18 protein-coding genes are annotated in these 18,885 nt (G+C 55.5%); 13 read left to right on the top strand and 5 right to left on the bottom strand.

All coding sequences use genetic code 11. The features are described from left to right. Window positions 1–193 precede the first annotated feature (193 nt). Window positions 194–1,282 (top strand): iron-sulfur cluster carrier protein ApbC, encoded by a 1,089-nt coding sequence (apbC, locus tag QZ725_RS01950; protein WP_293775908.1) that lies wholly within the window; start codon window positions 194–196, stop codon window positions 1,280–1,282. Window positions 1,283–1,347: 65 nt separating this feature from the next. Here the strand turns inward: apbC and QZ725_RS01945 are convergent, their stop codons facing one another. Together QZ725_RS01945 and QZ725_RS01940 are read right to left on the bottom strand one after the other, a co-directional pair. Then, entirely contained in the window at window positions 1,348–1,953 is a 606-nt protein-coding gene (locus tag QZ725_RS01945) for an ATP-binding protein (RefSeq protein ID WP_293775907.1), read from the bottom strand. Continuing rightward, window positions 1,953–3,581 carry a tetratricopeptide repeat protein gene (locus QZ725_RS01940; RefSeq protein ID WP_293775906.1) on the bottom strand — a complete coding sequence of 543 codons (1,629 nt, stop codon included), beginning with the start codon at window positions 3,579–3,581 and terminating at the stop codon, window positions 1,953–1,955. Before QZ725_RS01940 ends, QZ725_RS01945 begins: the two co-directional genes overlap by 1 nt. A gap of 233 nt (window positions 3,582–3,814) precedes the next feature. Between QZ725_RS01940 and QZ725_RS01935 the strand changes: the two genes are divergently transcribed. Further along, on the top strand, window positions 3,815–6,271 hold the full coding sequence (locus tag QZ725_RS01935) for a DUF1631 family protein (protein ID WP_293775905.1): 2,457 nt from the start codon (window positions 3,815–3,817) through the stop codon (window positions 6,269–6,271). A 45-nt stretch (window positions 6,272–6,316) separates the two neighbouring features. On the opposite strand, the gene ppnN is transcribed toward QZ725_RS01935, so the two are convergent. Both ppnN and QZ725_RS01925 read right to left on the bottom strand, forming a co-directional pair. Beyond that, window positions 6,317–7,687, bottom strand: a complete 1,371-nt coding sequence (gene ppnN, locus QZ725_RS01930; protein ID WP_293775904.1) for a nucleotide 5'-monophosphate nucleosidase PpnN — start codon at window positions 7,685–7,687, stop codon at window positions 6,317–6,319. A gap of 125 nt (window positions 7,688–7,812) precedes the next feature. Then, a complete protein-coding gene (locus tag QZ725_RS01925; protein WP_293775903.1) occupies window positions 7,813–8,760 on the bottom strand; it encodes a DnaJ C-terminal domain-containing protein in 948 nt (315 codons plus the stop codon). A 318-nt stretch (window positions 8,761–9,078) separates the two neighbouring features. Between QZ725_RS01925 and QZ725_RS01920 the strand changes: the two genes are divergently transcribed. The 5 genes from QZ725_RS01920 to QZ725_RS01900 all read left to right on the top strand — a co-directional run bounded on the left by QZ725_RS01920 (window position 9,079) and on the right by QZ725_RS01900 (window position 12,422). Continuing rightward, window positions 9,079–10,227: a class I SAM-dependent methyltransferase gene (locus QZ725_RS01920; protein WP_293775902.1), complete on the top strand. Its 1,149-nt coding sequence runs from the start codon at window positions 9,079–9,081 to the stop codon at window positions 10,225–10,227. Window positions 10,228–10,249: 22 nt separating this feature from the next. Continuing rightward, window positions 10,250–10,465, top strand: coding sequence for a hypothetical protein (locus QZ725_RS01915; RefSeq protein WP_293775900.1), 216 nt, complete (start codon window positions 10,250–10,252; stop codon window positions 10,463–10,465). Between the two features lie 48 nt (window positions 10,466–10,513). After that, the gene (locus QZ725_RS01910; RefSeq protein ID WP_293775899.1) at window positions 10,514–10,930 is read left to right on the top strand and encodes a MarR family winged helix-turn-helix transcriptional regulator; all 417 of its coding nucleotides are present in this window, start codon (window positions 10,514–10,516) and stop codon (window positions 10,928–10,930) included. Window positions 10,931–10,975: 45 nt separating this feature from the next. After that, window positions 10,976–11,368 carry a 4-oxalocrotonate tautomerase family protein gene (locus QZ725_RS01905; RefSeq protein ID WP_293775898.1) on the top strand — a complete coding sequence of 131 codons (393 nt, stop codon included), beginning with the start codon at window positions 10,976–10,978 and terminating at the stop codon, window positions 11,366–11,368. Window positions 11,369–11,519: 151 nt separating this feature from the next. After that, window positions 11,520–12,422: a DMT family transporter gene (locus QZ725_RS01900; RefSeq protein WP_293775896.1), complete on the top strand. Its 903-nt coding sequence runs from the start codon at window positions 11,520–11,522 to the stop codon at window positions 12,420–12,422. 92 nt (window positions 12,423–12,514) lie between these two features. Here the strand turns inward: QZ725_RS01900 and raiA are convergent, their stop codons facing one another. Continuing rightward, a complete protein-coding gene (raiA, locus tag QZ725_RS01895) occupies window positions 12,515–12,868 on the bottom strand; it encodes a ribosome-associated translation inhibitor RaiA (protein ID WP_293775895.1) in 354 nt (117 codons plus the stop codon). Window positions 12,869–13,260: 392 nt separating this feature from the next. Here raiA and QZ725_RS01890 point away from each other — a divergent pair, with 392 nt between their 5' ends. The 6 genes from QZ725_RS01890 to QZ725_RS01865 all read left to right on the top strand — a co-directional run bounded on the left by QZ725_RS01890 (window position 13,261) and on the right by QZ725_RS01865 (window position 18,832). Further along, entirely contained in the window at window positions 13,261–13,413 is a 153-nt protein-coding gene (locus QZ725_RS01890) for a DUF378 domain-containing protein (RefSeq protein WP_293775894.1), read from the top strand. Window positions 13,414–13,568: 155 nt separating this feature from the next. Next, complete coding sequence (locus QZ725_RS01885; RefSeq protein WP_293775893.1) at window positions 13,569–15,053, top strand: efflux transporter outer membrane subunit; 1,485 nt, start codon at window positions 13,569–13,571, stop codon at window positions 15,051–15,053. Then, complete coding sequence (locus QZ725_RS01880; protein ID WP_293775891.1) at window positions 15,050–15,544, top strand: MarR family transcriptional regulator; 495 nt, start codon at window positions 15,050–15,052, stop codon at window positions 15,542–15,544. Before QZ725_RS01885 ends, QZ725_RS01880 begins: the two co-directional genes overlap by 4 nt. 50 nt (window positions 15,545–15,594) lie before the next feature. After that, on the top strand, window positions 15,595–17,751 hold the full coding sequence (locus QZ725_RS01875) for an FUSC family protein (RefSeq protein WP_293775889.1): 2,157 nt from the start codon (window positions 15,595–15,597) through the stop codon (window positions 17,749–17,751). Next, the gene (locus QZ725_RS01870) at window positions 17,738–17,938 is read left to right on the top strand and encodes a DUF1656 domain-containing protein (RefSeq protein ID WP_293775887.1); all 201 of its coding nucleotides are present in this window, start codon (window positions 17,738–17,740) and stop codon (window positions 17,936–17,938) included. The genes QZ725_RS01875 and QZ725_RS01870 overlap by 14 nt, the downstream gene beginning before the upstream one ends. A 12-nt stretch (window positions 17,939–17,950) precedes the next feature. Beyond that, on the top strand, window positions 17,951–18,832 hold the full coding sequence (locus QZ725_RS01865) for an HlyD family secretion protein (protein ID WP_293775885.1): 882 nt from the start codon (window positions 17,951–17,953) through the stop codon (window positions 18,830–18,832). Window positions 18,833–18,885 lie beyond the last annotated feature (53 nt).

Genomic DNA, 18,885 nt, shown 5'->3' with positions numbered 1-18,885 from the left:
TGAACCCCTCTATTGTAAGGGCTTCGCAGGATGCCGTCGAATGAACGTCATGCTGTTTGGGTGGATTTGTCGACTATGTGCGGCTGTTGGTGCCAGTCTCAAGATAGGCTTTTTTCACCTATGCACGCATGCCATTCTGTCAGCGGTCAGCGAGCAATTAGTTTAGACTTGCACAAATCTTTCAGGAGAGGCAATGAGCATCACGATAGAAACAGTCAAGGCCGCACTGGCTACGGTGATCGACCCGAACACGGGCAAGGATCTGATCAGCAGCCGTTCTGCACGCAATATTCAGGTCGATGGCAATAATGTCACGCTGGATGTCGAGCTTGGATATCCAGCCAAGAGTCAGATCGAACCGATTCGTCAGGCAGTCGAAGCGGCTTTGAGCAAGCTGGACGGCATCGGCAGCATCACGGCAAATGTGACCATGAAGATCGTGGCGCACAGCGTACAGCGTGGCGTCAAGCTCATGAGTAATGTAAAAAACATCATTGCTGTTGCCTCGGGCAAGGGTGGTGTGGGCAAATCGACAACGTCGGTGAATCTGGCCTTGGCATTGGCTGCCGAAGGCGCACAGGTCGGCATTCTGGATGCGGATATTTATGGTCCGTCGCAACCGATGATGATGGGTATTTCCGGCCGTCCGGAAACCTTGGATGGCAAAACCATGGAACCGATGCAAAACCACGGTTTGCAGGTTTCGAGTATCGGTTTCATGATCGATCCCGATGAGCCGATGGTATGGCGCGGCCCGATCGTCACACAGGCACTGACGCAGTTGCTGGATCAGACTAACTGGCGCGATCTCGATTACCTGGTGGTGGACATGCCGCCTGGCACGGGCGACGTGCAATTGACAATGTCGCAAAAAGTGCCGGTCACGGGTGCCGTTATCGTGACCACACCGCAAGATATAGCCTTGCTGGATGCGCGCAAGGGTCTGAAGATGTTCGAAAAGGTCGGCATTCCGATTCTCGGCATTGTCGAAAACATGAGCACGCATGTCTGCTCCAACTGCGGCCATGTCGAAGCGATCTTCGGTGAAGGCGGCGGCGAGAAGATGTGCGCGGATTTTGGTGTCGATTTCTTGGGTAAGTTGCCGCTGACGATGTCGATTCGCCAGCAGGCAGATTCGGGCAGGCCAACCGTGGTCGCCGAACCCGATGGCCCGATCGCGCTGGTGTACAAGGAAATCGCCCGCAAGATCGCGGTCAAGGTGGCGGAAAAAGCCAAGGACATGACCTCCAAGTTTCCGAGTATCGTCGTCAAGAATGATTGAAGACGTTGTAATCGCAAAAAAGCCGGCTGCACGCCGGCTTTTTTATTTTTTTTTGACGTCGAAGTTCAAGGCAGGCGCAGGGTAAAACATGCGCCGCCATCTGCTGCATTTTCCAATTGCACGCTGCCTCTGCGGTCGCCATTACGGTGTGCTTCAGCAATGGCTTTGCAGAGCGTCATGCCAAGACCGGTAGAAGGTTTGTCCTCCGTTGCAGAAAGTCCGGGACCGTCATCGGTAATGCTAAAGAGCAGATCACCATCTTCCCGTATGCAACTGACGACGATCGTCGAATGCGCAAAGCGGTCTGCATTTTGCAGCGCGGCTTCGAGTGCCAATTCAACCAGGTATTCGTCGAAGAAAGCGACCGGCTGCATAGCGTTATCGGTCAATGTGATATGCAATTCAGGGCGCTGGCTCACATGCTCCGCAAGCAGACTTTGCAGAAAATCCTCGGGGCAGACGGCATCGATACGTGCCAGCAACCCTTGCTCTTCCGCCTTGTACAGCGTGAGAAAGCCGATCAGTCTTTCCCGCAGAGCGACGCATTGTGCATGGGCGTGTGTGGCACGCGTTCGGTCTGGCGCGTCCTTCAGCAAGGCCAGATCGCCTTCAAGAACGCCAAGCGCGTTCTTGAGATCGTGCACGATGAGGGCGGTCAACTGCTTGTCCATCAGGATTCACCGTTGCCGCGCAGTAGTGTCTCGCGCAGGAAGCGCGCCATCTTGGCCACACGTTCACTATTGGGCATGAGCCGATCCAATTGATTCAAATAGGTATTGACGCGTTCGACGTAAGTGCGGTCCAAGCCTTTCTGACTCATCCAGAGCAAATGCAATTGCGCGGCAGCCAGCAACAGGCCGGTATTTTCCGGGGTAGCCTGCATGGCTTCTTCCAGTTTTGCGAGCGAGGCATCGAACCGGCCTTCGCGCATCAGCTTGTTGGCTTCGTCCACGATCAAGGCCCCTTCGCTGATGGCGTCGTCAATCACGCTTTGAATTAGCGCGCCGTGTCCCGTGTCTTCGAGCGCCTTGCGTGCAGCAGCGACCAATCGACTGTTTTCGTGATCGGCCTTGATCGCCTTGGCGAGAATGCGCTTGCCTTCTTCGACCAAGCCGGCATGCAACGCTGCTTTGGCCAGTGCAATGGCGTGCTGATCGGCGCGCAAGGTACCGCTGAGTTCCTTTGCGCTGGCAAATGCAGCTTGCGCTGATTGCAGATCGCCGAGCCGGCCGAACGCCTGCGCGGCAATCGTGGCATGGCGTTCGGCAAAGCCGGGCGCTTCGCGATGGATGTTGGCGGCAGTTTCCAGAACGCCGAGTGCCAGCGTCGGTTCGTTCATGTCCACGTGGACTTGCGCCAATGACAAAGCATCGGATGGTTGTGCGGTCAGCGAACCGCGCGTGTGGTTGATCGCCTGGCTGAATGCCGTACATGCCTGATCGAGATTGCCGACACGGTAGGCGGCATCGCCGACCAGTCTGCTACGACGAGCTGAAGGAATGACGTTGTAGGAAGCGTTGAGCGCATGCAGCGCATCCTGATCACGGCCCTCGGCTTCGGCGATCTGTGCCATCAGGTCATGGGCGGCGATGAACTGGTTGTTCTTGTCGAGAATATCGGTAACGGTCTGGCGAGCGGCTTCGAGTTTGCCTGCCGCTTGTTCGCAACGCGCCAACCCGAGTTGCGCCCACACCAGATCGTTACGCAAGGCGAGTGCCTGTTCGTAGACTTCGCGCGCTTCTTCCGTACGACCGGACTCCAGCAGAGTCGTACCCTTGAGTTTGAGTATGTCCACGATCCACTTGGGGTGCGTTTGCAAGACCTTGTCGCATTCGGTAATGGCACCGCTGCGATCTTTCTTGCGCAAGCGTTCGGTGATCGGATTGAGGATCTGCTGCTTGTCCAGCAGGCGTTCAATGCGGTCGGCGATGCGGCCACCTGTCAGTGGCTTGACCAGATAGGCGTCCGGCTGGAACTCGGCAGCGCTGGCGACGCTGCCGTAACTGCTTTCGGCAGTCACCATGAAAAACATGGCAGTCGGGGGCAGCAAGCCTTGCGAGCGCAGGTATTCAAGAAGCTGCTGGCCGTTGGTTTGTTTGTTGAGGTTGTAATCGCAGACGATGACGTCGTAATTGCGGTTGCCGATCAGCTTGAGCGCATCATCAGGTGTCGCCGCCTGATCAACCTGTTCGATGCCTAGCTGGCCTAGCTGGCCACGGATATTTTCCCGCATGCTGCGCATGTCGTCGATGACGATGGCACGCAATTTTGCGAGTCGGCTATTGAGAATGGTCGCCATGGACATGCATGAGTTTCGGACGTCTCATCATACATGCATGTGAAATCATGAAAAACGCTTCTGTGTGAAGGTGTAGCAAAAACCTCGTGATTTGCGCAACGTTCAGGCATGCTGCGTGCTTTGACAGAAGGGAATTGCGGTACACTCCATGCACGTCGGCGTCGCGTCGACGATAGGTTGGAGTACGCCACTTCGCCTCCCATTCACGGGTATTCGTGAAAAGCCGAACTTCAATGCCAGCTATCAACCCCGTTATTTTGCTTGCCAGGGAACGTGCGCAGTTCCGCTTTTCCGTATTGACGGCAGAGATGCTGCAAGATGCACGTGCCAGTCTGGCGCAGCAGATTCCCGTTGCTCGTTCACCGGCTGAGCAGAAAACCGCCACACTATCGCGCGATTTCCTCGAAACACAGGGACGAAATTTTCTGCAGCGCCTGAAGGAAAAATACGATGCCCATCTGGATCGCGGCATGCAGACCATGTATCGCGATTTGCGCCCCGGCATGCGCAATGTGTCGGTAGACAGTCTGACGCTGGTCGATGAGCAATCGGTGGTACGCCAGATGGAAGTCGAGCGTCGGGTATTGCGCTTGCGTGAGGCCGATCAGCACAGCCTGTCACGCCTCAATCTGATGATCGCGCAGTTGCATAACGAGAGCGACATTCGCGAGCGCGAGAATCCGTTTCGTCCCTATTTGATGGCACGTGCCTTGCACGATGTGCTGATCGAGATGACGGCGACGACCGACATTTGCACAATGCTGTTTGACCATTTGTCCGGTGCGCTGGCCTCGCATCTGCCCGACTATTTTTCCGCAATCCGTGAAGTCTTTGAATCGAATGGGGTGCATGCGCGGCTGGTAGCCCGCCCATCTGCCGTGACACGACGCGATCGCCAGATGGCGCAGGAGCATGCCGTGCAGCCTTCGGCCATGCAGGCGTTTCCAGCCACGGCTTTTCAGGCGGGCGGTTTTCCGGCAACGGCCATGTCGACCACGATTTTTCAGCATACTGCTTTGCAGAATAGCGCCTTTCCGGCAGTGGCCTTTGCGCAGAGTGCCGCTGAAGGACAGTCGGTGGTCGTGCCATCGCCACTGCTGGAGCGGCTACTAGGTTTGTTGAAACCGGTATCAGAAGATGGGCCAAACATGCTGGAGCCACAGCCAGTTGATACGCAGACCGCCTTGCAGGATTTCGTCTGGAAGATTTTCAATCAGGCCACGCCGGGTCGAATTCCGCCCAATCCGCGTTATCCCGAGGGCGTTCCAGCTACGCCGTACCACCCAGAGCCAGTCGATAAATCGCGCACGCAGCTTCCATTATTTTCACGTTTGGCGCGTATGCAACGCGATCTTGCCAGCGTCAATTCGCAGGAAGTGGCGCACGAATTGGCAAGTCGCCTGAATCTGCAGGCATCGTTGTCCAATGAAAAGCTTGGCGAGCTTGAGCGTGTGGCAGTGGACATGGTCAGTACGCTGTTTACCTACATTGGGAACGAGAAAGCCGTATTGCGCTCGTTCCGCGCGCCTATCCTGCAATTGCAAGTGCCGTTCATGAAGGTGACCTTGCTGGCACCGCGTCTGCTGCAGCAACCTGACCATCCGGCACGCCTGCTCGTCAACCGCATGGTGACGGTAGCAACCGGCTTGTCATCCAATTCGCCGATCGGCAAGGGTATTCGTGACGAGATGCAGCGCGTGGTGGACAGTATCCTGCGCAATTTCGATGAGGATGCCGGCATCTTCAGCGATGCGCTCGAACACTTCAATCGTGCCGTAGAAAAGGTTCTGACTGAAGCCGATGAGCAAGCGGTGCGTGCAATTGCTGCGCTACGTTTACTCGATGGTGGTGCACAAGAAACGCAGGACGCGCCTACGGTACAGATGGCCAATGCCTTGCGCGAACGCTTGCTCGGCGTGCAAACCGATCCACGCGTCATCGATTTCGTTCTCTCTACGTGGAGCAGAGTACTCGTACATGTCGAAGCGCGGGACGATATAGACAGCCAGCCTTATCTTGCCGTCGTCCCGGATTTGCTGTGGAGCGTGCAGCCGGTAGGTGCAGCCGATCGTAATCGTTTGATGCGTCTGGTGTTGACGCTGGTGCAACGCATCAAGAGTGGCTTGCAACTGATCGGTCTTTCCGAGGAAGCGATTCGCGCGCAGCTAGATACGCTGGTCGAGTTGCATACAGGGGCCCTGCGACCGATGCAGTCGGAACAGATCAAGCCCGTGTTATCGATGACCGAATTGCATCGGCATTTCTCGGCGTTGAATCTGTCGTCCTTGGGTGAGCTCGATGCGCCGACAATCCATGCACCGACCATGCCGGAAGATCATCTGCGTGCAGCGCTGAATAAATTCAACGTGCTCGCCCATGTGCATTTTGATCGCGACGTCGGCACCTTGCTCAATACCGATATCCAGTGGTTATCGACGTTTCTTCCTGGCGCCCCGGTCGAGTGCTGGGTGCAGGATGCCTATCAGGCGGCGACCTTGTTATCGAGCGATGCCAAGCAGTTGTTCTATCTTTTCCGGCTGGCAGGGCAGAGCGAACCACCGCGCCTGCTGATCTATTCGTCGATCGCCTTGATCAAGGCGTTGCGCGAGGGTTCCGTCTGCATGGCCGAAACGGCACCGGTGTTTGACCGGGCAATCGAATCGTTGCTGGATACCGCCGACGGTGTTTGACGGCGGCATCAGGTGGTGGCGATATCGGTTTCCCGCTTTGTCTGCTTACTTGATGATGCGATAGCAGGGCGTATAAGTCTTGCCCGGCAGTTTCATGCGGCTTTGCTTGACGAATGAAGCCAGCAAGGCATCCATCGGTTCCATGATTTCGCGATCGCCACTGATTTCGAAATGCCCGTGCTGTTCAATTGCACGAATTCCGCTCTCCTTGACATTGCCGGCCACCACACCCGAAAACGCGCGTCGCAGATTGGCTGCCAGCAAATGCGTTGCCTGATTCTTGTGCAAAGACAGGTTGCGCATGTTGTCATGCGTAGGCTCGAACGGTTGCTGGAACGCGTGATCGATCTTGAGCGTCCAGCTGTAATAGTAGGCGTCGCCCTTGCTTTTACGGAATGCGCGGACTTCTGCAATGCCGCGCAGCATTTCCAGCGCCACTTCTGCCGGATCATCGACGATGATCTTGTAACGTTTTTGTGCTTCGCTGCCGAGCGTTACACCGATGAAATGGTCGATCTGGCGGAAGTAATCGGCCGAACCGGCAGGGCCGGTGAAAATCAGCGGGAAGGGAACGTTGGCATTGTCCGGGTGAAGGAGAATGCCGAGGATGTACAGGATTTCTTCTGCCGTACCCGCGCCGCCAGGAAAAACGACGATGCCGTGCCCGGTACGAACGAAGGCTTCCAGACGCTTTTCGATGTCCGGCATGATCACCAGATCGTTGACGATGGGATTGGGCGCTTCCGCCGCGATGATGCCGGGTTCTGAAATACCCAGATAGCGTCCAGTCGCCAGACGTTGCTTGGCATGACCGATGGTGGCGCCTTTCATCGGGCCTTTCATCGCACCGGGGCCGCAACCCGTGCAGATATCCATGCCGCGCAAGCCGATTTCATAGCCGACTTTCTTCGTGTATTCGTATTCGTCGCGCGAAATCGAGTGACCGCCCCAGCACACCACCAGATTCGGATTTAGGTGCGGATGCAAGACGTTGGCATTACGCAGGATGTGGAAGACGGAATCGGTGATGCCGGTCGAAGACGCCAGATCGAAGGTCGGGTTGCTGAGAATTTCATCATGCGTGAACAGAATGTCACGCAGCACGGAAAACAGATGTTCGTGAATCCCCTTGATCATGATGCCGTCAACAAACGCCGTGCCCGGCGCATTTTTCAATTCGAGCTTGATGCCGCGCTCGCGCTGAATGATGTTGATCTGAAAGGATTCGTAATGATCGAGCAGTTCCTTCGCATCATCGGTATCGTTGCCCGTGTTCAGCACGGCGAGCGCACAATTTCTGAACAACTGATACAGCCCACCGTGACTGGTATCCAGCAGGCGTTGCACTTCGGCTTTCGAAAGAATGTCCAGGCGACCTTCAGGGGATAGGAGTGTATCGACGACTTCGTATGGCATGTAGATCTTTTCTGTTTTTGTTGTTGAATTTGATGAGTCTCTGCGGCAAGTATAACGTCAGTTTGCATTCGGCCTGAGCGTCATCTGCACAAATTCGAGTGTGTAAAGACGATGCCTGTCAGGCATCAACGATCGGAATTGGTTCGCGGTGAAAAATCGAATGCAGCCTTGAGCGCACGATAGGCGCGCTTGGCCATTGCCGTATGCAATGGGACGGATGCTGTCGTGATGACGGCATACAGATCCCCGGCTGGATCGCCAGGAATGCCTTTGCCACGTACACGCAGTTTGCGACCGGCGCTGGATCCAGCCGGTACAAACAACTGGATTGTGCCTTCCGGCGTCGGGACTTCAACCGAGGTGCCATCGGCTGCCGCCTGTGCTGTCAGGGGCACATCGACGTAGAGATCGCGTCCGTCGATGCGGAATTGCCGATGCGGGCGGATCACCACCTCCAGATACAGATCGCCGGGCTTGCCATCACCGATGCCTGCGTGGCCCTGTCCGGCGAGGCGCAATACCTGCCCGCCGCGGATGCCACGGGGAATGCTGACCTTGAGCATGCGTTTGCCGACCATCGGCATGCCGTCATTGTCCGTTACGTAAGTGGGAATCGAAATGCTGCGAACGGCACCGCGGAAACTGTCTTCCAGATCGATCTGTACCTTGGCTCGCTGATCGTTGCCGTGCACATGCAAGCCGCGTGTCTTTGGCGCTTCATTACCGGGGCGGCGCAGCATTTCGTCGAGGATGTTGCCAAAGTTCTCTTCGCCCGGACGTGCGTTCGCATTGGTAGGGCGGGATGTGTCGCCATAACTGCGGCTGGCACGTGGCGCGGGGGCTTCTTCCTGCGCTGCGTAGGGAGCGTAGGTTTGGTCGTACTGAAAACGCTTTTCAGGATCACGCAGGATTGCGTATGCTTCGCCGACTTCCTTGAATCGCAATTCTGCCAACGGCTCGCGACTGATATCCGGATGGTACTGGCGTGCCAATTTTCGGTAGGCCTTTTTAATGGCCTCCGGCGTGGCATTGCGCGTAATGCCAAGAGTGGCGTAGTAATCCTTGAATTTCATCTGTCAGATTGATGACCTCGTCTTAAACGAGGTAAGGGCAGAGTAAGGCCGATTGTCGCACGTGCTTATAGGATTGCATTCAGGAAATAGAGCGGCATTTCATTTGCTGTTAGCTTGATGGTAAAGACACAAAAGGGATGCCCGACGCCGCTACATAATTTTCAAAATGATAACATTGCTGTTATTCCCATGTTCAGACGCCGCCTGCAAGCGCCATATCGAAAGCACTTTTGCACGATATGACATGGTTTCTGGCGGGATTTCCCTAAATTGCCGCCTTGGTCCACAATGCTGCCTTCTTTGTTCCTACCTTTATTCATGACAGTTTCTGCCGACCAGCATGCCGCAAACGACGTTTCCACGATTTCCTGGCATGAAGGAGAGGTCGAACGTACTGTGCGCTGGCAATCCGAAAGCGGTATCAAGCCACCAAAACGCTTGTTATCGGTAGACGATACTTTGACGGCCGATACGGCATTTCGGTTGGCGTCGGAAGGAACCGGTTTGCTGTGGCGCGGGGACTATCAAAATGCGCGCCAGTTGTTGCAGGCGATGACACGACGTATCGAACGCAAGCCGCGTAAAACGTCGGATGATCCGCGCGATGCATTCAATTTGCATCGGCAGGCGCAGGCGCAACGGGCACGTACGCTCGGCATGCTATTGATGGAAGTCGATGCCGATCACAAGCTGGCGTTGCGCCGCGCGCCTGTCATTCGTGAAGCCTGTCTGGAAGCGTATGGCGCCGTCGATACGCCTTACGTCGTGTCATTGCGCGAAATTCTCGGGTTGATCGGTGCGCACGAATGGCATCGGAAGGGTGTCGAGATTGCTACACTTGGTGCACGTATTCATCCTTGCTATGGCGTGTTTTCTCCGGTACGTGGCGAATATCTGAATTTGATTGCGCAAGCGTCGCTGCCGAGTACCAAGTTGGCCTTCGATATTGGTACCGGCACCGGCGTGATTGCGGCGTTACTGGCAAAGCGAGGTGTTGACAAGATTGTGGCAACGGATTGCGATGCGCGTGCCCTGGCTTGTGCCAACGCCAATGTCGCGCGTCTGCACTATACCGATCAAGTCGAACTCATCGAAGCCGATCTTTTCCCAGCAGGAAGGGCACCGTTGATCGTTTGTAATCCGCCGTGGTTGCCGGCACGCCCGAATGCAGCAATTGAACATGCGATTTACGATCCGGACAGTCGCATGTTGCGCGGATTTCTCGATGGGCTCGCCGCGCATCTGGAACCGCAAGGCGAGGGGTGGCTGATTCTTTCGGATCTGGCAGAACATCTGCAATTGCGCTCGCGCCAAACCTTGCTGGACATGATCACCACGGCTGGACTCAAGGTGATCGACCGGATGGATACGCGCCCCGTGCATGGTCGTGCAACCGATGTCAGCGATCTCCTCCATGCGGCACGCTCAAGAGAAGTCACTTCGCTGTGGCGCCTCGGCATAGCCTGATTTACCTTTTTTCCTTTTCATCATGACTAACAAACCTGCTCGAATCCTGACGTTCAAATGCACGCAATGCCAGAAGTCCGTCAAAGTGTTTTTGCAAAAAGTCTCTGCGTGCTCGCATATACAGCCATACATGGGCATTTGCGATTGCGGTGAAGTTCGCCGTTATGCAACCGGACAAAAAGAGGCCGTCGAATCCTATCTGGCGTCCACCGATGGCACCTGGTCGCATCATCATTGAAATCAAATATTGATTGCATAGCGAATTATATTGAACTAGTATTGCTGCATGTTCGATCACTGCCTTTACTTCAATACGACCGCGCTGGCACGTTTGCTGGAGCGTGAATGGGCAACGGCATTCAAGCCTTTTGGCTTGACGCCATCGCAAGCGTTCATGTTGCGCGTAGTGCTGGCACGTCCCGGTCTGTTGCAAAGTGAACTGGCGGAAGAACTGGCGATTTCTCGCTCGACGGCCAGCCGCACACTCGACGGTTTGCAGAAACTTGGTTTTCTGGAACGTCGGGCGACCGAGCGCGATGGCAGGGAAGCAGCGATCGAACCGACTACCGCAGCTGCCAGTATCAAGGAAGGATTGAATATGGCCAGCGGTGAGGTAACGCGACGCTTGAAGAAAGCGCTCCAGGTGGATCAGTTCGAGGACACCGTCAGCAAGCTGAAAAAGACACGCGCCATTCTCGAATGATTTTTTTGCATAAATAGTTGTATATAAAACTAAATGAGGATTGTCATGCCTATTCTTAATGTGAAAGTCAGCGGAGAGAAAAACACCGAAACGACACAGCAAATCGCCGAGATGCTACTGGATTTGACGACACGTATTCTTGGCAAGAAGCCGGAAGTGACTGCCATTGCGATCGATTACATCGCACGTGACAGCTGGTTCGTGGGTGGCAAACTCTTGAGCGAGCAAGGTAAGAACAGCTTCTATTTCGACATCAAGGTGACCGACGAAACGAATACCAAGGATGAAAAGGCGCGCTACATTCGTGAAGCCTATGCCGGCTTTGCCCACATTCTCGGCAATCTGCACGAGGAAAGTTACATCCATGTCGAGGATGTGCGTGCAGCGACGTATGGTTTTGGCGGACTGACGCAGGAATATCGCTATCAGCATCCATGAGCGAAGGCATTGCGAAGTCCACTCCGCTCAGCCACTGCACTAGAATGTCATTTGATGAATGAAAGTGGTGGAGTAGTGGTGAATAGGATTAGATGCAGGGGAATGTACGTCTTCTGCAAGGTATGTACTGCCGACAACATCAGGCGGCGTCTTGGATAAGCGGCTTTCTCCTTCCACCATTCTGCTGCTGACGATTGCGCCCGTCATGTGGGCTGGCAATGCCATCGTCGGTCGTGCTGTGCACGAATTGGTACCGCCGGTTTTGTTGAATTGTTTGCGCTGGTCATTGGCAATGCTGATTCTGTTGCCACTGGCGTCGTGGATTTTTCGATGCAACAGCGGCATGTGGCAGGCATGGCGACGGTTTTCCTTGTTGGGATTGCTCGGCGTCGGTCTGTACAACACGCTGCAGTATCTGGCGCTCAAGACTTCTTCTCCGATTAATGTCACTTTGGTCGCTGCCAGCATGCCGGTCTGGATGATCCTGGTCGGCGCCTTGTTCTTTGGCGGCACGATTTCGCGTCGTCAGATCGGCGGTGCCTTGTTGTCGATTGCCGGTGTCTTGCTTGTGCTATCCCGTGGCGACTGGCATGTTTTGCTGGCGTTACGGCTGGTGCCCGGCGATTTGCTGATGATCGCAGCAGCCATTGTCTGGTCGTTCTATAGCTGGTTGCTCACGCTGCCGCATGATCCCCCGGCCATTCGTACAGACTGGGCAGCATTTCTGTTGGCGCAGGTGGCGTTTGGTGCAGTGTGGTCGGGATTGTTTGCCGGAACCGAGCAATGGATGGGCGCGCAGCCTGTGGAATGGGGATGGCCGCTGATTGCCGCCTTGGCCTTCGTGGCAGTAGGGCCTGCGATTATTGCCTTGCGCTGCTGGGGGCTTGGCGTGCAGCGTGTTGGGCCGACTGTGGCCGGTTTTTTCAGCAATCTCACGCCCTTGTTTGCAGCGATCATGTCATCCGCTTTTCTTGGCGAGGCACCGCATGTCTACCATGCCGTCGCGTTTTTGCTCATCGTTGGCGGCATTGTGATGTCTTCACGAGGTAGGTGAGCGAAGTTAATTTCATCGCGTAAAGTTTTCCACCAACAACAAAGGCATCTTCCTTGCAGAAGATGCCTTTGTTACGCTATAGGACGAAAACGTCAGTCGTCGCCAACCGTCGTCGTGTCTTCCATGCGCTTGACGCTGTCGTGGCGGTGATCCTTGATTTTGCCTTTGACCTTCAGAACCTGACGATCCAGTTTTTCAATCACGCCATCAATGGCCGCGTACAGATCCTGCGCAGAATCTTCGGCATGCAGTGTCTCACCCTTCAGGCGCAGATTGACTTCAGCGCGCTGGCGCATTTCCTTCTGCGGTAGCGTATCGACACTAAGGATGACTTCGATCTCGGTGATCTTATCGAAATGGCGGGTGATGCGCTCCAGTTTGCTTTCGACATGACTGCGAATGGCAGGTGTCAAATCGAGGTGATGTCCGGTTATCAAGATGTTCATGCACGATCTCCCAAAAAATGGTCCTGCCAGTATGAGGCTGGCGGAACAGAATCGTTCCTTCTGTTATGCGACGCATGTCAGAAGTAAAACGATGCAATGTCATTCTGACTCGAATTTGTGGATTTGTCCTACGCGAAATGAATACTTGACTATGGAATCATGTCTTTCATACGGTCAGCGTATCGCCGATACGGCAGTGTATAAAAATGCGGTTTTCCTCCATTCCTTCGGCGAAATGGGGATGTCATGACAATAATCAACAATCCCGGAATCGAACGGCGTAAAGTAGCTTATCGACGTGCGAGTGCAAGCCTGCGTCATCTTACGGCCGCTGATTGGCTGGCAATGACGTTGCTGATTGTCGGCGAAGTGAATTGGGGCTGATCGGATTGATGAACATCGATCTGGTGGCTTTGATTTGCGGCGAGATGACAGTGCTGGCGCGCCCTGTCTATCTCGCCGTGGGTGTAGCCGGACTCTACGCAATCTATACCTGTATCCGTCTATCGGGAAGTTCACCGCCAACTGAAAATATGCCGAACTAAAGCTTGCCGTTCGAATGCGAAGCCGGTTGATTTTGTATCAACCGGCTTTTTTCGTGCTTGATCATGGCCAAAACAGAAATGCAACGCAAAAAAGCATTTGATTTACTAATAAAATATTTTAAAGTAAAATAAATACCTGATTCAACGGATTTGCCATGAAAAACTTCGCTAACACCATTCTTGCCTGTGTCGTACTGGCTGGTTGCGCCAGCAGCGCAGGCATTGCACCGCAGTCGTCGCCATTGCAGGCGGCCGACATGGCGTTTGATGCCCAGAACATAAGCAAGTCTGCTGCAGAGGCTTCATGGCCCAATGAAAAGTGGTGGCAGATCTATGGCGACACGCAACTCGATGCACTGATGGCTCGCGCGTTGCAGGACAACCCGGGATTGCGGGAAGTTGCTGCCCGTGGTCGTCAGGCAGCAGCGCTGGTCGAGCGTACCGATGCCGATGGCAAACCGCATGTTGCGGCCGTGGCCTCTCTTGATCGCCAGCTTTTCTCCGAGCATGACTTCATTCCCGCACCGGAAGCCGGCAACTACGCCTGGTACAACCGTCTGGCTCTGCAAGCCGGCTACGATCTCGATCTGTGGGGCAAGCATCATCACGCGCTGGCCGCCTCGCTGGCGCAAAAGCAGTTGGCCGATGCAGAGACGCAACTGGCTTCATTAACGCTGGAACAGGCGGTGACGCATGCCTATGTGGAATTGTCGCTGCAGTTTGCACTCAGGGACATGGCTGAAGAACGTCTGGCCCATCGCAACCAGGCCCTCGACGTCGTGCGCAAACGATTGCAGGCAGGGCTGGTCAGTGAAGTCGATGTCACCCAACTGGAAGCGACCTTGCCGCCGCTGGCGCTGGAAATCGAGCAATGCGAAGAGCGTATCACGGTGTTGCGCAACCAGCTTGCCGTTCTGAGCGGGCAGGGGCCTGGAGCGGGAGCACAGATCGATCGTCCGCATCTGCAATTGCAAACCGTGCAGACAGCACTTCCTTCGACATTGCCTGCCGATTTGATCGGTCGCCGTCCCGATGTCGTCGCCAGTCGCTGGGGCGTGGAAGCCGCATCGCAACAAATCAGTGTGGCACGTGCCGCCTTTTATCCGGATATCGATCTGAAGGCATTCATCGGTTTTCAGGCGATCGGCTTTTCACGCTTTCTCAGTGGCGAATCGTCGATACGCGGTGTCGGCCCGGCGATTTCCCTGCCGATTTTCGATGGTGGTGCCTTGCGTGCCAACCTTGGCGCCAATACCGCTGCTTACGATGCTGCGGTCGAACGCTATAACAGTACCTTGTTAAAGGCTTTGGAAAGTGTGACCGATCGCCTGGTTGCCGTGCAGTCGGTCGTCAAGCAGCGCGAGCTTAACGATACAGCGCTGGCTACGGCCTGCCGCGCGCGTGAACTGGCAGCCAAGGGCGTCGCTGCCGGCATGACGGATTATCTGGTCCTGATTGAAAGCGAAATTAATTTGCTGGCGCGCCAGCAGGAACAGGTACGTCTGCAGGCACGCCAGCTCGAAGAACATGCCGAGCTCATGCTCGCATTGGGCGGTGGCTTGCCGCCGCAAGCAGTGCCCGATATGGCGTCACCGAACCATCCAGCCCCCGACAATATTCACAAGGCGAAACAATCATGAACACTTTCGACAAGACCGAGTTGCGCATCGCACGTTGTACCGAACGCATGCCGTCCCATCCTCGACAACTGGTGACCTTGAGTCGTCTAGCTTACCACATTCAGAAACGCACCCAGGACCAGTTGAATGCCGTCATGAAACAGTATGGGCTGACCACCGTCGGCTATACCGTATTGATGGTGTTGTATGGCTCGGAAGATGAAACCCAACGGGCATCGGAGCTGAGCGAAGCCTGTTCCGAAAAGCCGGCCAATCTCACGCGTATCTGCGACGATCTTGAAAAACAGGGACTGATCCAGCGTCGTTTCAGTGTCGAAGACCGGCGTAGTGTGGTCATCAGCCTGACAGAAGCCGGGCGCAAGCATGTGGAAGACGTTTCGCCCGATTACTGGAAGCTGTTGCACCAGACGTATGACGGCATCACTGAATCTGACCAGAAAAAACTGGAAGCCTTGCTGCGCAAGCAACTGACAAACATGGGCGAACGCTAAGCGTCATGGCGCATTCCGACAGCTCACAGCCAAATACACACGCATTACGCATGTCGTGGATGCAACGCGTACGCGTGATGGGCGATGATTGGCTGGCTTCGGAAGGGCAGCGCTGGCTATTCGCCATCAAGACATTGATTGCGGCATTTCTGGCATTGTGGATCGCGTTTCGGCTCGGTTTCGATTCACCGCGCAGCGCCATGATGACGGTGTTCATCGTCGCCTTGCCCAGCAGTGGTCAAGCGCTCGAAAAAAGTATCTACCGGCTGGCAGGTACATTGGTCGGTTGTCTGGTGGCACTGATGATTCTTGCCGTCTTTCCGCAGCAACCCGTGCTGCTGTTTCTTGCATTGGCATGTTGGGTTGCGGTCTGCACGAGCGGTTCGGCATTGATGCGTAATGCACGTTCCTACGGTTTCGTCCTGGCAGGTTATACGGCTTGCATGATCGCCGTGCCTGCCATCGATGCACCTTTGCACGTATTCGATCTGGCTATCTCGCGCGTGACGGAAATCAGCGTGGGCATTTTGTGCGCGGCCTTCGTCAACGATGCCCTGTTTCCACGGCATCAGAGCGACCAGCTCGTGCAATCGGTACGTGGCCTGTATCACAATGTCATCCAGCTTTGTCACGATGCCATGCAGGGAAGACTTGACGATAGGCAGATGGAAATGCGCCATCTGCAATTTGCTGCCGATGTGGCTGCGCTGGAATCCGGTCGTGCCGCATCCTGGTTCGAGGCGGGCGATGTGCGTGTGCGCAGTCGTCAACTGCATGCCTTCAATTCTGCGGCGATGGTGACACTGACGACGTTTCATACATTGCATCGCCTCATGCATCGTTTGCGCAAGGAAGGGCATACCGAGATTGCCGACCAGATGCAGACCTTGTATGCCTCGTTGGCAGACGCGTTGTTCATCGATGGCGTACCTGCACGAACCGCGGCCGAAGCCGGTGTCACGGCGGGTCGTCTGCGCGAGCAACATTTTCTGTTACGCCAGCAGGTAGCGCAGGCAAAGCAAACCTTCCTGCAGCAGACGCAAGGCGCAGAACGGAAACTGGCGATGGAAACGGCGTTGGAACTGTTTCAGCGTTTGCAGGACGAATTGCTGACAATGGTCAATGCCTTTCATGCCCTCGCAGGTCGTTTGACGCTGACAGCGCCGGAAGGACAGATAAAAGCCGCGGCCTACAGCGCCAGCACGCCACCGATGATTGCCGTTGCCGCCGGCTTGCGTAGTGCCGCAGCCTTGCTGTTGCTCGCGCTGGCATGGCATGCATTCAACTGGCCGAGCGCTGCCGGGGCGGTGATCATTGCCGTGATTTTTTGTGGACTGGCATCGTCGTCGCCCAACCCCGGCGGCATGATTCGACAGACTACCTTCGGTTTTGCGCTGGCCTTGCCGTTTGCCTTCGTTTGCGCCTTTTTCCTGCTCAATCACGTGGAAGGGTATGACATGCTGGTACTGGCGATGGCGCCGTTCCTGCTCGCGGGTGCCTATGCAAGTACGTGGAAATCGATCATGGGAATTGGCATAGGCTTCAACCTGATGTTTGCGCAGATGGTCGCACCGGAAAACATGATGCGTTTCGATGTCGCCAGCTTTCTCAACGACAGCATTGCCCAGATCGTAGGGTTGGTGCTGGCAGCATGCATGTTTGCGTTGATTTTGCCACGGCATCGGCAAGGTGCACGTGTGCATATCGAGCGTGCTTTGTGGCGCGAGGCGGAACGGCTTGGTGGTCGCGATGTAGGCATGCTCCGTCACCGTTTTGAAAGTCGTGTACGCGATTTGCTGAATCAGTTGCACATGGGTCTGCGTGGCATAGCCGATGCACGTACACGCCGCACCTTGAATCTGGCGATTACGCTGCTGGAAGCCGGCCATGCCTTGCTGAATTTGCAGCAGAGCGCTATCCGCTTGACGCTGCATGCCGACGTGCAGCATGCATTGCAGATGTGCGCCAAGACCGTCTTGCAGGTATTTGCCTCGCAGGGCAAGGTTGGTCAGGACAAGGCGCTGGCAGCCATTGGCGAAGCAGGGCGCCTGACGCGACAGGTCATGTTATCCGCCTCATCTGCCGATACCGCATTGCTGCAAAGTGTGCTGACCGATTTGCATTTGCTGCATACCTCGCTTGCGGATATGAACGATTTTTCGCAAGTCGCACAGCTTTCCGGAGAAACAGATCATGTTGCCGCGTGAAATTTCCCTGTTCGGCATTTTCATGCCGTCCTTGTTACTGGTGTTCTTGCTCAGCGCCGCGCTGCATGTCGTGCTGGATTGGGCATGCGGACATTTCGGTATCTATCGAATGGTCTGGCACCGTTCGCTTTTTCGTCTTTCGTTGCTGGTGTGCCTGTTCGGCGTGCTGGCGCTGATCCTTTATTGAGTCGAGTTTGCCATGCGTATTTCCTTTTCACCGCGTTATCTGATCACGGCCGTTATCGTGTTGATGGCCGTCCTCCTCGGAAAATATCTGTGGGACGACAACATGATGTCGCCGTGGACACGCGACGGTCGCATCAAGGCCGATATCATCCATGTCGCCCCGGACGTTGCAGGTGTAGTCGCCAGCGTTGACGTGCGCGACAACCAGTTCGTCCACAAGGGCGAAGTGCTATTCCGCATTGATCGCGCGCGCTACGAGCATGCCTTGGCGGAAGCGGAAGCCATGCTGGCTGCGCAGCAGAGCGAGAAGAGCTTGCGTGGCAAGGAAGCCGCGCGTCGCCAAGCGCTGGACGCGGCGGTAGTCAGTGCCGAGAACCGGGAATCAGCCGTGGCACAAGCCGCCACTTCCAGCGCCCGCTATCGTGCGGCGCTTGCGGCACGCGATACGGCACGCCTGAATCTGGAGCGCACTGAAGTTCGCGCTTCGGTCGATGGCTACATTACAAACCTGCGTGTGCATGTCGGCGATTTTGCCGCAGCGGGTACGGCGCAACTGGCGCTCATCGATAGCCATTCGTTTCACGTCAGCGGTTATTTCGAGGAAACCAAACTGCCGTATCTGGCTGTCGGAGATGCCGTGGAAATTCGCTTGATGAGCAGCGACCGCGTGTTACCGGGGCATATCGAGAGTATCTCGCGCGGCATTACCGATCGCGATGCTGCGGTTGGCAGGGAATTGCTGGCAGATGTAAACCCGACCTTCAACTGGGTGCGTCTTGCACAACGCATTCCGGTGCGCATCAACTTCGACAATCCCGATGATGCGCAGGCATTGATTGCCGGCATGACGTGTACGGTCACCGTGTTGCACAAGAAAAACGCGCGATCTGCCTGACATCTGGGAAAAGGATTCGCACACCTTTTCCTGCTACCCGTGACGCATTGATG

Origin of the sequence: uncultured Oxalicibacterium sp. (assembly GCF_913776015.1) — a bacterium.
Taxonomy (GTDB): Bacteria; Pseudomonadota; Gammaproteobacteria; order Burkholderiales; family Burkholderiaceae_D; genus Oxalicibacterium.
The sequence above is the reverse complement of the archived record's forward strand: the minus strand, read 5'-3'. Positions and strand labels throughout refer to the sequence as shown.